The sequence below is a fragment of the Flavobacterium foetidum genome (assembly GCF_004634245.1).
Taxonomy (GTDB): Bacteria; Bacteroidota; Bacteroidia; order Flavobacteriales; family Flavobacteriaceae; genus Flavobacterium; species Flavobacterium foetidum.
In genome coordinates, this window is sequence record NZ_SJTF01000020.1 from 41,070 (window position 1) to 54,741 (window position 13,672).

A 13,672-nucleotide genomic window follows, 5' to 3' on the forward strand; every position below is an offset into this window, starting at 1 on the left:
TGAATAACTTGTCCATTTGTTAACATTTCATTAGCACTAATTTCGTCAGTACTATTTAACCAATTAACCAATTACACGATGGAAAAACTTAAACTTTTATTATTAGCCTTTTGCTTTGGCTTCTCAATGAATACATGGGCACAAAAAACAGAAGTGTCTGGTGTAGTTTTAGATGACAAAGGCATTCCACTGCCAGCTGCCAATGTACTAGAAAAAGGTACAACGAATTCAGTAACTACAGATTTTGATGGGAAATTTAAAATTTCGGCTTCAAACAAAAACGCCACACTTATATTTTCTTTTATTGGATTTGAAGATCAACCATTAAAATTAGATGGGACAAAAACAAACTACTCAATCCGATTACAATCGACTACAACCAACTTAGAGCAGGTAGTGGTAGTAGGTTACGGAAAAGGATCTCGTAAAAACTTGACAACTTCTGTAACTTCGGTAAAGGCTGAAGAGCTAAACAGAGGTGCCATCAGCGATGTGGGTCAGCTTTTGCAAGGTAAAGTTTCTGGTTTGAACATTTCATCAAGCGGTGACCCTACCAAAACAGCCTCTGTAGTATTACGTGGAGCATCTACCTTAAATAGTTCTCAAGGGCCATTTTATGTAATTGATGGTATTCCGGGAGTAGATATCTCTGTAATAGCTCCAGACGACATTGCTACAATTGATGTTTTAAAAGATGCTGCCGCTACAGCAATCTACGGTAACCGTGCCGCAAATGGTGTTATCATGGTAACAACTAAAAAAGGAAGTAAGGGAAAAACGCAGATTGCATATAATGGGTATGTTGGATGGGAAGAAGTTTCTAATAATCTAGACATGATGAATGCTGAGCAGTTAAGAGCATTTACAACAAAAAACAATCTGAATTTTACGCCGGAAAATGATAAAGGTGCAAATACTAACTGGCAAAAAGAAATCTTAAGACCAGGACGCGCAGCATCAAGCAGCCATAACTTGTCTATGAGCGGTGGCGGCGATCACGGAAATTATACGGCAAGTATTACTTCATTCAATAAAGAAGGGGTAATGCAGAAAAGTGACTTTTCTCGTATCATTGCTCGTTTATCTGTTGAGCAATATGCTTTTGACGACAAGGTTAAATTCGGTTTAAATGTAACAAACTCTAGCACAAAATATCAAAACGTGCCACAACGTAATACGGTGCTTTTGCAAGCAGCGAGCTATCTGCCTGTTTCTCCAGTAAGAAATCCCGACGGAAGTTTGTTCGAAAATTTTGTTAGTCCTGGCTATTTTAATCCAGTAGCTTTAATTGAACATGGCACGGACGAAACCAAAACAGAAAATCTTATAGGTAACCTTACTGCAGAAGTAAAACTTCCATTCGGAATTACTTATAATCTTAATTTAGCGCATCAAAGATTAACGGCATCTCATGGCGAATTCTACGATAGCTATTATTCACAATACAATAGTGCGAACTTCTACAACAATCCAGATCCGCCTTTGACAAAATCGTTAGTGAATTTTGGTGTAAATGGTTCTGCATTGAGAAATTCTTACGAAACAAGAAACAATATTATCGAAAGCTTCTTTACTTGGGACAGAACTTTTGGCTCTCATAAAATCAAAGCTGTTGTTGGTTATTCATGGCAAGAAAACACCTTAGGAGATGGTTTTCAGGCTACAACAACAAACTTTCCAGTAGATAATGTTGGTTATAATAACTTAGCTTTAAGTAATTATACTTCGGTAAATGGTTATGTGGTAAATTTTGGGGATAGTAAAGCCTATCAGCAAACACGCCTGATTTCTTACTTCGGACGTTTAAACTACAACTATAAAGACAAATATCTATTACAAGGATCGCTTAGAAGAGACGGTGGTTCTATGTTTGGAGAAAACAATCGTTGGGGATATTTCCCTTCTGTAGGGGGTGCTTGGAGATTAGACAAAGAGAACTTCATGAAGAATCAAAGCTTTTTTACAGATTTGAAACTTCGCGGAAGCTGGGGGGTAACAGGTAACTCTTCTGGATTTAATGCGTACACAGCGCAATTTATTTCAGGAAGTTTAGGTACTTTCTATTACAACGGACAACAGATTGGAGCTTACGGGCCAAATCAGGCCGCAAATCCAGATTTGAAATGGGAAAAAACAGCCACATCAAATATTGGTCTTGATTTCTCAATCCTTAACGGAAAAGTAACAGGTTCTGTTGATGTGTACGACAAGAAAACAACAGACATGATTTTTAACTACAATGTAAATCCGGTTTTAGTGCCAGTGGGAACAATTGTAGCAAACGGAGGAACAATGTCTAACAAAGGTATCGAGGTAAGCTTAAGCACTACTCCGATTAAAACAGCAGATTTCAATTGGACGACTAACTTGAACTTGGCGCACAATAAGAATGAGATTGTAAAACTAACGAGTCCGTTTTTTGTTGGTGGAGATTCTATTCGACGTGTACAACCTGATGGAGGCGGACAAACAGGAAGCACATTACAGATTTTTAAAGAAGGAAAACCTCTAGGGCAATTCTTTACGCTTAAATATGCTGGAAAAGATGCAAATGGAGTTTCTCAGTATTATGACAAAAATGGTGATTTAACCACAACACCTCAAATTGGAGTAGATTATCATTATGCAGGAAGCGCGCAGCCAAAATTATTAGTAGGATGGGCAAACAATTTTCAATACAAAAAATTTGATTTAAGTATTTTCTTTAGAGGTGTATTTGGTAATAAAATTTTTAACGCTACTCGTGCCGATTTATTCAGACCAAGTACTGCCATGACCAATAATATTTTGGTGGATGCTGGAAACGAATCTCCAAACGATTTGAACGCATACAGATATTCGGATCGCTTTATAGAAGATGGCAGCTATATAAGATTAGACAACATGACTTTAGGATATAATTTTGGTAAAGTGGGAAGATATATCAGCAATGTCCGTATTTATCAAACCATAAACAATGTATTTGTAATTACTAAGTACACAGGAATTGATCCAGAGGTAGAACAAGGAGGAACCGCTCCGGGTGTAGATTCAAATAACTTCTATCCAAAAACTAGAACCTATATGTTCGGTTTAAATGTGATGTTCTAAAAACTAAATGCTAAAAATTATGAAAAAGATATTAAAATATTTAGGGCTTCCAGTTTTGATGGCTGGTTTAGTATGGTCATGCGATGATCTTGATGTGCCTATTTCAACACAACTTACTCCAGAAGTATTTCCTCAAAATTCTACACAATACATTCAGACTACAGGTCCAGTTTATGCAGCTTTCCGTGGTGAATTTTCATTCGCCTGGTGGTGGTCGCAGTCTTTAACGACAGATGAAGCGATTCTGCCTGCAAGAGGAGGAAACTGGTTTGACAACCGAAACTACATCGCCATGCATTTTCATGACTGGAACGCAGATAACGGTATCATAGGAAGTCTTTGGGACTGGTCGTCTAAAGTGATCGGAACAAGCAACCAAGCTATTTCTATCTTAAGACAGACAATGCCAGAAGGCGCAGAGAAAAAAACTTTGATTTCGGAGTTAAAAACCATGCGTGCGATTTCTTACTTCATGTTAATGGACAGTTATGGAGATGTACCGTTGGATACTTTATACGGTGATTTTACTTCTCATGCTAAAACACCTAGAGCAGAAGTATTCAATTTTATTGAAAAAGAACTAAAAAGCGCTGTTCCAAATTTAAATCCTGCGTCTGGAGTTGCTACTTATGGAAGACCAAACAAACAAACTGCTAATGCAATGTTGGCGAAGTTGTATTTGAATGCAAACATTTATACAGGAACTTCACGATACACAGAATGTATTGCAGCTTGCGATGAGGTAATTAATTCCGGCTTGTATGCTGTAGAACCAAGAGCAACTTATCTTCAAATGTTTTATCCGACTAACGGACCAGCTATGAAAGAATTTATTTTTGCCGTTCCTTACGATCCAGCAGCGGTGACAGTAGGTTACAACGGGCAAATGTACCACGCACGTTACGATGTTCCTCGTTCTGAAAGAGCTAAGTTTGGTCTTTCTTTCACGCCAAGTGCACCTAGAAGTACCCTTCCAGAATTTTATGCCTATTTCAATGATGCAAATGATATCCGTAACAGACAATGGTTGACAGGACTTCAGTATATGAATGATGGTGTAACGCCAGTAATGGTTACGACTACTAAAAAAGGATACGATCAGTTTTACACAGGTTCTGATGGAGGTGCCGCTTATACTTATCAAGTAAACTTGACACCAAATATTGTTCCTCGTCAGAGCGTGCCTTTATTTGATCTTGGGAATGATGAAATTGCTTGGAATATGGGATATAGAAATATCAAATTTTATCCAGACGCAACTTCTACAAATCGTAACCAAAAGAACGATGTTCCTTTCTTGCGTTATTCAGATGTGCTTTTAATGAAAGCAGAGTCAATCCTTCGCGGCGGCGGTGTTACTTTAGGGCAGACAGCTGATGCATTAGTAAATATGGTTCGTTCTAACCGTACTACTTCTGCAGCATTAAGCGGTGTTTCTTTAGAAGATCTTTATAGAGAAAGAAGCCGTGAATTTGCTTGGGAAGCTTGGCATAGAAACGATATGATCCGTTTTGGGAAATATGAAGGGTCTTGGGGTTATAAAACCAATACAGACACCTATCGTCGTGTATTCCCAATTCCAACAAATGCAATGGTTTTAAATCCAGCATTAACACAAAATGACGGATATTAAACAAGAATTTAGTTAAGTACACATTTTAATTTTGAAAAGGAGAGGAGACCAAAACTCTTCTCCTTTTTACTAAAAAGAAAACTGGTTGATTAGTTGCTCATGATAACCAGTTCAGTTTCATTTTCATTTTTTTGAATGAATACAAAGCTTAGTCGAATGTAATTCCTGAGACCATAAGAAAGATTAAGCTTTGTAAACATTTTTTTGCTTCAATACCAAAGAATCCTCCAAACCCAAATTGCCTCATCAATAAACAGAATAAATGGAACTAAATCAAATCAATAAAATAGGACGTATCGCAATAAGTTTAACCCTTATTTTTTTAGTGTCGTGCAACGCTCAGAAAACAGTTTCTTTAAAGAAAAAACAGTTATCAGACAGGGTTTATCCGTTGTTGGACACCGAAAATTCAAGATGGTTTTTCTTTTCGTCAGCAAGTCGTCCGTTTGGTATGGTTAATCTAAATCCTGATACAGAGATTAAAGGAGATTGGGGAGGTGGTTACAAGTATACTACAGATACTGTAAAAGGTTTCAGCCATGTTCACGAATGGCAGATGTCTGGCGTGTCGGTGATGCCCGTGACCATTTCAGAAGAAAATAAAAAAACGATTTTCAAAGATTTTTATTCTAAATTCAGCCATAAAACTGAAATTATTACGCCTGGATATCATTCGCTAAAATTAGATCGATATCAAATAAAAACAGAATTGACCAGCACACCAAGAGTTGGCTTTCATCAATATACATTTCCGACAAAGACACAAAAAGCAGTTCTTTTTAATTTGAATACTGTTTTAGGACCTTGCGATAATACCAACGGAACATTAGAAAAAAACAATGATTTTGAACTTTCAGGCTCTTTGGTTTTAAGTACCAATTTCAGACGTCCAAAACCATTGACTGTGTCTTTTAAAGTGAAAACCAATGAGCCGATTTCTGCTGTTGAAAGAGATAATGCAACAGGAAATTATTTAATTCATTTTGGTAAAACAAAAGAACAAGTATTGATGAAAGTCGGCATTTCTTATACTTCGATTGAAAATGCCAACAACAATATCGAAACCGAATTACCACACTGGAATTTTAATAAAACAGTTGAAGATTCTAGAAAAGTATGGAGCGATTTGTTAGGAAGAATAAAAATAGAAGGCGGTACCGAAACCGAGCAAAGAAGGTTTTATACTGATCTATGGCATGCTCTGCAAGGGAGAAAAATGATCAGCGATGCAAATGGAGCTTACCCTGATAATTCTGGGGAGAAATTCAGGGTGGGACATTTGCCATTAAATGTTGATGGAAAACCCAAATTCAACCACTACAATTCAGATGCTTTTTGGGGCGCGCAATGGACGATTAATAACCTTTGGGGATTGGTATATCCGGAGATTATGGAAGAGTTTGTCTATTCGTTGATGCAATATTACAAAGACGGCGGAATAATTCCGCGTGGACCTTCGGGCGGAAATGATACCTATGTCATGACCGGAGCTTCAACAACGCCATTTATTGTCAGCGCCATTCAAAAAGGAATTGTAAAAGAAGACTTAGAAGAAATTTACATTGCACTCAAAAAAAATCATATGCCAGGTGGCATTATGGAAAAAGCCGGATATGAGCACAAAACCAATATTGGCGGAGGTTTAAAATATTATTTAGAAAAAGGATATGTGCCGTATCCGCTTCCTGATGGGAATTTCGGAAGCCACGAAGATGGTGCGAGTCAGACTCTGGAATATGCTTATCAGGACTGGACTTTGGCGCAACTGGCTAAAAAACTGAATCATGAAGAAGATTACAAGTATTTCATGAAAAGATCCGAAAACTATAAAAATGTTTTTGATGCTAAAATAGGCTGGATGCGTCCGAAAAATGTTGAGGGAAAATGGCGCGAAAATTACGATCCGTATCAATACGAAAACGGATTTATAGAATCCAACGGTGCACAATCTACCTGGTTCGTACCACATGATATTTTAGGTTTAGCCAATTTAATGGGAGGAAAACAAAAAGCAGTAGAAAAATTAAATGCGCAATTTGAAACCGCTAAAAAACAAAATTATACTTCGGGTACATCTCACGATGCAGAATTGCACCCGGAGTTTAGCCGAATTCCGGTCAATTTTGGAAATCAGCCTTCTATGCAGACTTCTAATATTTTTACCGTTTTAGGAAGACCCGACTTAACGCAGTACTGGACAAGAAACGTTGTAAAAGCAACCTTCAGCGGATTATCGCCTGCAACAGGTTATAACGGAGACGAAGACCAAGGATTGATGGGAAGCTTGAATGTTTTATTGAAATTAGGTTTATTTCAAATGAATGGAGGAACAGACAAGGATGCCGTTTACGAAATTGGAAGTCCGATATTCAATAAAATCACGATAACTTTAAATCCGAAATATTATTCAGGGAAAACATTTGTGATTAATGCGCAGAACAACAATCCTGAAAACATGTACATCAAAGACATCAAATACAATGCTAAAGCGGTGAAAGATTTTACACTTTCGCATCAGGACATTACCAATGGAGGTGAATTGATTTTGCAAATGTCTGATCAGCCAAAACCTTGAAAATAGTAATATAACGTTGGGTTAACGCCCTATTAACGTAAAAGAATAAATGATTATAGTTATTTGAGAAATATTAAATAACCCGTTGGGTGTAATTAAAAAATAAAAGCATTTTAACACATAGAAGTATAGTTTTTTGTGCCGAAAAAAGAAAATGGAAGAAACAAGTTTCCACACATAGCTAAACTATGTGCATTTAAACTAGTGAAACGCCTTTTTTTAGTTTAGTTAAACTATGTTTCTATGTGTTGAAAATAATTTCACCCAACGAGTTATTAAATAATAATTATAAATGCCAACAAAAAACAAAGAAGTAACCACAATGAAAAGAGTATCCAAGTTTATCTTTTATTTAGGAATTTCATTTCTTTCGATTACAAGTATCGCGCAGCAAAAAGTGCATCAATATGTTGACCCAATGATCGGTTCAGAAGGAGTTGGGAGGGTTTTCATCGGGCCATCATGCCCTTACGGAATGGTAAAACCAAGTCCCGATTGTACCGTAAGTCCAAACAGCGGCTGGCTTCCAATACCTAAAGAAGTAACAGGATTCAGTCAAGTCCATGTGAGCGGAACCGGCGGAGGACCAAAATATGGAAACATCTCCATTATGCCTTTTTCTGGAGCTTTAGACAAAATGGATCAGACTTCTTTCAGAACAGAAGAAAACGTAAAATTGGGCTATTATGAAACGGTTTTCAAAGAAAACAACATTAAAACCGAAATCACGACAGGAGAGAAAGTTTCATTTTACAGAATTACTTATCCAAAAAATAAATCAAAAGAGTTAAAAATAGACCCGGGATTTTTCCTTGGAGAAGAAAAAATTCCTGATGCCAGAGAAGCCCAGCAGTTTGTAGGTTCTCAGATCGAAATTGTTTCAGATACTGAAGTAAGAGGGTATAGTCGAATCAGAGGAGGATGGAATAACGGAAGAGCTTATACGGTTTATTTCTGGGCCATTTTCGATCAGCCAATTGCTAAATATGTCACTTTTAAAGACGGTAAATTTTACAACAATCAAAAAGCACAATTTGATTCTGGAAAGAAGACTGGAGCGTTGCTTTCTTTCGGAAATTCAGGAAAAGAAGAATTGAATGTCAAAATCGGAATTTCATTTTTAAGTGAATTAAAAGCGAAAAACAATATAGAAGTCGAAATCCCGCATTGGAATTTCAATACCGTTTTGGCCACTTTAGAAAATAAATGGGAAGATTTATTAAGCCGAATCAAATTATCGGATGATACTTCGGTAGAATACAGAAAAATGTTCTACACTGGTTTGTACCACACGATGATTATGCCGGTTGACAGAACAGGAGAAAATCCGTTATGGACAAATGACGAACCGTATTATGATGATTTTTATACGATTTGGGACACCTTTAGAACGTCAAGTCCGTTAATTACATTGATTGACAGCAAACGAAAAGTAGATATCATCAATGCAATGCTGAATATCTACAAACGTGAAGGATATATGCCTGAAGGCAGAAGCGGAAACGATAACGGAAGAACGCAGGGAGGCTCTAACGCTGAGGTGGTAATTGCCGATGCTTTTGTAAAAAACTTAAAAGGAATCGATTATGAACTGGCTTTACAAGCCATGATTAAAGACGCTACAGTGCCTCCGGGAGGAAATGAAGAAAGAGAAGGAAGAGGCGGACTTTTAGATTATCTGAAATTAGGATATGTTCCATACGGCACAGACCGCGCTGGAAATAGAACAATCGATTATTCATACAACGATTATAACATTGCTACAGTAGGCAAAGGTTTGGGCAAAACAGAATTGTACAATCAATACATGAAACAGGCTGAGAACTGGCAGAATTTATGGCGTGCTGACTATGAAAATAACGGTGCAAAAGGTTTCATTATGCCAAAAGACAAAGACGGAAACTGGCTGGATGATGTTGTTTTTGGAGAATCTAAAATTCAGAAACCGACTTTTAAATACACGCCGGTTATTATCGAATCACCTTGGTATGTCTGCCACTGGTGTGTGTTTTTCTACGAAGGAACTTCCTGGGAATATTCATTTAGTTTACCGCACGATATTCCGGAACTGGTAAAAAAATCAGGTGGAGAAAAAGCATTCGAAAATCGATTGGATATCTTCTTCAACAATGATTTATTTAATGTTGCCAACGAACCTTCATTTCTTACACCTTGTTTGTATCATTGGATTGGAAAACCGTATTTAAGCAGTGACAGAATCAGAACGATTATCAAGAATAATTTCAATACATCAAGAGAAGGACTTCCGGGTAACGACGATTCAGGTGCAATGTCTTCGTGGCTGGCTTTCCACATGATGGGATTGTATCCAAATGCAGGACAGCCTTATTATTTGATTAATACGCCTTTGATAAAAGAAACGGTTATGAAATTAGAAAATGGTAAAAGTTTTAAAATCACTACCAAAAAGATGAGTGATAAAAACAAATACATTAAAACCACTTTGTTGAACGGAAAACCATACAACAAAGCATGGATTTTACACGAAGATATTAATAACGGAGGAGAACTGATTTTAGAAATGGATTCGAAACCTTCAGCTTGGGGAACAACAATTTTACCACCAGCAAAATAAAAATGATGAGTAAGATGAAAAATATATTTTTAGTTATTCTTTTCTGCGCCCTTTATCAAACCACAATAGCACAGAATTACATTCCGACATTAAAAAATAATACCCAATTGCATTATGTCTGCAAACTGCACGGACAAACGAGGACTTTACAGCTTACGGCTGAAACTTACAACAATACATTGGCTTTTAAACTGGAAACCAGAGGCGTAAAAAGTAAAATAGTAATGCTTCCCGAAGCTGTAAAAAACGGGACTGAATTAAGTTTCAATCAGGGAGAATATGCACCGGTTCTGAACCTAAAACCAACCGAAACTTTTTTTATGATTTCACAGTCAGCATATCAGGATTTAGTGAAAAACAATTCTTTTGTTTACAACAACACGACTTATGTTCTGGATAAAAGTGAAGATAAAAACGGAATCTCAGTTGACGGCAAAATCGTGGATGCATTCCATGTAGTCGCACAGATAGACGAAACCGAAATGTGGATTGTAAAAAATCCGGAGTTTCCTCTAATATGTAAAATCATTAAAAACCCGCTAGGAATTAATCCGACCTTAGTAAGAGTTGTGGATTAAAGAATATAGAATATAGAGCTGTTTATTAACTTATTAAATTGGTTTTTAGCCACAAATTAAAAAGATTAGAAGGATTTTAAATAAACTTTTAATCTGGATTAATCCTTTTAATCTGTGGTAAAAAAAAAAATCAAAGTTTTAAGATTTTTCACATTTTTGATATAAATTGATAATTTCCAAACAATAAATAGAATTCTTAGTAGATTATAGAAAGTTGTTTTTAAATTTACAGAATTACACTTAAACTATAATATTTTAAATTATGAAACTATCTATTGTAACCTCTTTGCTTTTTTGCTGCGTTTGTTTTGGACAAAATAATACAGACAACAGTTTGTATATGAAGTCGGACAAAATAACTTATTTATCAGATATCGGCTCAGATTCAGGGGATTTATATAAAACAATCGGACATCACGGCCCGGCGGTTGAAAACGAATGGATGGCATTGCGAATTTATTTCAGCGATAAAGTAGCAATCGACGTTTATTCTAAAGCAAAACCAGGCTTAGAATTAAGAAAAGCCAATTGGTACCCAACGCCTGAACAGCAAAAACAAGGCTGGGGAGCCGATTATTATAAAGTGGCTTCGACTGTTGGTTTAGGAGGCGTAAAACTTTGGGATGGAGAGAAATTAGTGCCTTTAAATCCAGTGACCAATCGTTTGGCAAGAGTTGGAAAAACAGATACGACTTCTTGGATGGAAATGATTTCAAGAGGTGTGCCTTACAAAGGAAAAAAAGTTGATATTTTAGTTCGCGTAACGGTATTTTCTGGTAAGAGAGAAGCAAAAGTGGAAGCGGTTTCTTTAACTGGAGAGAAAGTTCAGTTTGCAACAGGAGTAAATTACTTTAAAGATACTGCCACCAAAAAAGGAGCAAATTACATCGCGGTTTGGGGAAAACATCCGGAAGATGTTGCGGCAGAAATTGTTGAAGTTGGAGGTGCAATTAAGTACAATCCAAAAGATTTTGAGAAGACTACAGACGATGGAACACAGTATTTATTGATTTCAAAACCAGCAAAAAATTTAGAGACTACCATTTTATCTTCATGTGCAAGAGAAACAGAACTAAACACGTTAGATAAATTGGAAGCATACATTAAAAAATAATTGAATTATCCTTTAAGCAAGGACGCGGATTGAACGGATTTACTTCGTAAAGACGCGGATAAAACGGATAATTTATTGAAAAGTTTAATAAAAAAATCCGTTTTTATCCGCGTCTTCGCGTTAGCGAATCTGTTTAATCCGCGTCTGATTTTACAGGTTTTCTATTTTTAAAATAGGACAAATAACGGATAATCATAAAATTAAAAACAAAATAAATGTTTAGAATATCGGCTATATTGGTACTACTACTTTCTTTATCTTCCTGCAAATCACAGCAGAAAGTCACAAAAGAAGTTCAGATTGCTTTTATAGCCGATGCTCATTTACAGGATATTTTTGCGAAATTCAAAGACAGCGATTATAAGGGAATTCCAAATCCAGTAACGGGCGAGTATGCCAATATCCGAACGATGAATTCGCAGTTGCATTCTACGAGAATTTTCAATGAAAACTATTTTGCTTTTTTAGAAGCTTTAAATGATATTGTCAAAAAAGGTATCAAACAAGTAGTGCTTCCAGGCGATTTCAGTGACGATGGACAGCCTGTTCATGTACGCGGATTGCGAAAAATACTCAATGAATATTCTCAAAAGCACGGACTTTCTTTTTATGTCACTACAGGAAATCACGATGTAGTAAGGCCGTTTGCGCAAGATGCTGTTAAAACTGATTTTTTAGGTAAAGATGGAAAAGAACAAATTATCAGCAGTTCTGCAAACAACTTCAATAAAAATAAAAGCGAATTAGAACCCATCATTACAGCCGATATAAAAAATTGGGGTTACAAAGAAACCATTAATGAAATGCGTGATTTTGGTTTTTTTCCAAAGAAATCCGACTTGTATTGGGAAACGCCTTTTTCTGATTACAATTATGAAAATTACAATTTTGAAGAAGCTAAAAAAGAATCCGTTTTAGAAAAAAGAACGTATCTAATAAAAAATACCAATTTGTATCTTCCTGAGGCCAGTTATTTGGTGGAACCAATAAAAGGAATCTGGCTTTTGGCGATAGATGCAAATGCCTATGTTCCGAATGAAAAATTATCTGGAGAAACCAATAATCCGCATGATTTTTCGGGAGCGAACACCGGTTACAATAACGTTCTGATTTATAAAAACCATCTTTTAAACTGGGTGAAAAAAGTTGCCGCGGAAGCGAAACAAAAAGGAAAAGTACTCATTGCTTTCAGTCATTATCCGATGGTTGATTTTAATGATGATGCTTCGCCTGAATTAAAACAGCTTTTTGGAGCAAACAAAATGCAGTTACAGCGTGTTCCGGATGAAGAAGTGGCACAGCAATTTGCAGATGCCGGAATTCAGATTCATTTTGGCGGACACATGCACATCAACGATACAGGTGTTAGAAAATCGGCAAAGGGAAATACGCTGTTTAATATCCAGACACCATCGCTTGCTGCGTATATGCCGGCTTATAAAATATTGACCGTTCATTCTAATACTGATTTTGAAGTGGAAACGGTTGTGATTGGCAAAGTCAATAAATTCAATAGTTTATTTCCTTTTTATGAAGAAGAATATGCTCATTTAAAAGAAGTTAAAAGCAAAGACATTTGGAATAAAGAAATTCTGAAAGCCAAAGATTATGAAGAGTTCACCAATTGGCATTTAAAAGAATTAGTGCGTTTGCGTTTTTTACCGGAAGATTTTCCAGCTGATTTTCTAAAATCAATTGTGAATCTTTCAGGAAAAGATTTATTGTTGCTGAATACGAATAAAACTGAAATTGAATCCGTTTTAAAAGCCAATTCTTTCACGATTTCTGATTTCGAATCATGGAATGGTTTTGATATGATTTTCGATTTTTACCGCTTAAAAAGTGCTGATGAATTAGCTTTTTCAAAAATTGGAAAAAATAGGTTAAAACAGTATGAACTGGTATGCAGTCAGTTAAAAAAAGCAAATGATTCCAAATTGGTTTTATGGGCACAAATATTTCTCAAGACCATGAATGGCGAGCCTTCAGACCATTTTAAAATTGATTTGAAAAATAATAAAATCGATAATTTATCTGTTAAATAATTTTGATATTTATTGAATCAAAAAGATTAAATTGCATTTAT

General features: G+C 36.1%; 7 protein-coding genes. All 7 read left to right on the plus strand.

The annotated features are described in order from the left end of the window. The first annotated feature begins 78 nt into the window (after positions 1 to 78). The 7 genes from E0W73_RS20135 (at position 79) to E0W73_RS20165 (ending at position 13,631) form a co-directional block, all read left to right on the plus strand. Positions 79 to 3,090 (plus strand): SusC/RagA family TonB-linked outer membrane protein, encoded by a 3,012-nt coding sequence (locus E0W73_RS20135; RefSeq protein WP_135223841.1) that lies wholly within the window; start codon positions 79 to 81, stop codon positions 3,088 to 3,090. Positions 3,091 to 3,109: 19 nt separating this feature from the next. Continuing rightward, positions 3,110 to 4,723, plus strand: a complete 1,614-nt coding sequence (locus tag E0W73_RS20140) for a RagB/SusD family nutrient uptake outer membrane protein (protein WP_135223842.1) — start codon at positions 3,110 to 3,112, stop codon at positions 4,721 to 4,723. 262 nt (positions 4,724 to 4,985) lie between these two features. Further along, entirely contained in the window at positions 4,986 to 7,298 is a 2,313-nt protein-coding gene (locus E0W73_RS20145; protein ID WP_135223843.1) for a GH92 family glycosyl hydrolase, read from the plus strand. Between the two features lie 292 nt (positions 7,299 to 7,590). Further along, on the plus strand, positions 7,591 to 9,894 hold the full coding sequence (locus tag E0W73_RS20150) for a GH92 family glycosyl hydrolase (protein ID WP_244248528.1): 2,304 nt from the start codon (positions 7,591 to 7,593) through the stop codon (positions 9,892 to 9,894). Positions 9,895 to 9,908: 14 nt separating this feature from the next. Beyond that, positions 9,909 to 10,472 (plus strand): hypothetical protein, encoded by a 564-nt coding sequence (locus E0W73_RS20155; RefSeq protein ID WP_162847737.1) that lies wholly within the window; start codon positions 9,909 to 9,911, stop codon positions 10,470 to 10,472. Between the two features lie 262 nt (positions 10,473 to 10,734). Next, positions 10,735 to 11,586 (plus strand): DUF4861 family protein, encoded by an 852-nt coding sequence (locus tag E0W73_RS20160; RefSeq protein WP_135223845.1) that lies wholly within the window; start codon positions 10,735 to 10,737, stop codon positions 11,584 to 11,586. Positions 11,587 to 11,801: 215 nt separating this feature from the next. Next, complete coding sequence (locus E0W73_RS20165; RefSeq protein ID WP_135223846.1) at positions 11,802 to 13,631, plus strand: metallophosphoesterase family protein; 1,830 nt, start codon at positions 11,802 to 11,804, stop codon at positions 13,629 to 13,631. Positions 13,632 to 13,672: the final 41 nt, after the last annotated feature.

Coding starts and splice junctions, on each gene's coding strand:
- E0W73_RS20155 (WP_162847737.1), top strand. CDS start 9,909: ATGAAAAATATATTTTTAGTTATTCTTTTCTGCGCCCTTTATCAAACC.
- E0W73_RS20140 (WP_135223842.1), top strand. CDS start 3,110: ATGAAAAAGATATTAAAATATTTAGGGCTTCCAGTTTTGATGGCTGGT.
- E0W73_RS20135 (WP_135223841.1), top strand. CDS start 79: ATGGAAAAACTTAAACTTTTATTATTAGCCTTTTGCTTTGGCTTCTCA.
- E0W73_RS20145 (WP_135223843.1), top strand. CDS start 4,986: ATGGAACTAAATCAAATCAATAAAATAGGACGTATCGCAATAAGTTTA.
- E0W73_RS20160 (WP_135223845.1), top strand. CDS start 10,735: ATGAAACTATCTATTGTAACCTCTTTGCTTTTTTGCTGCGTTTGTTTT.
- E0W73_RS20165 (WP_135223846.1), top strand. CDS start 11,802: ATGTTTAGAATATCGGCTATATTGGTACTACTACTTTCTTTATCTTCC.
- E0W73_RS20150 (WP_244248528.1), top strand. CDS start 7,591: ATGCCAACAAAAAACAAAGAAGTAACCACAATGAAAAGAGTATCCAAG.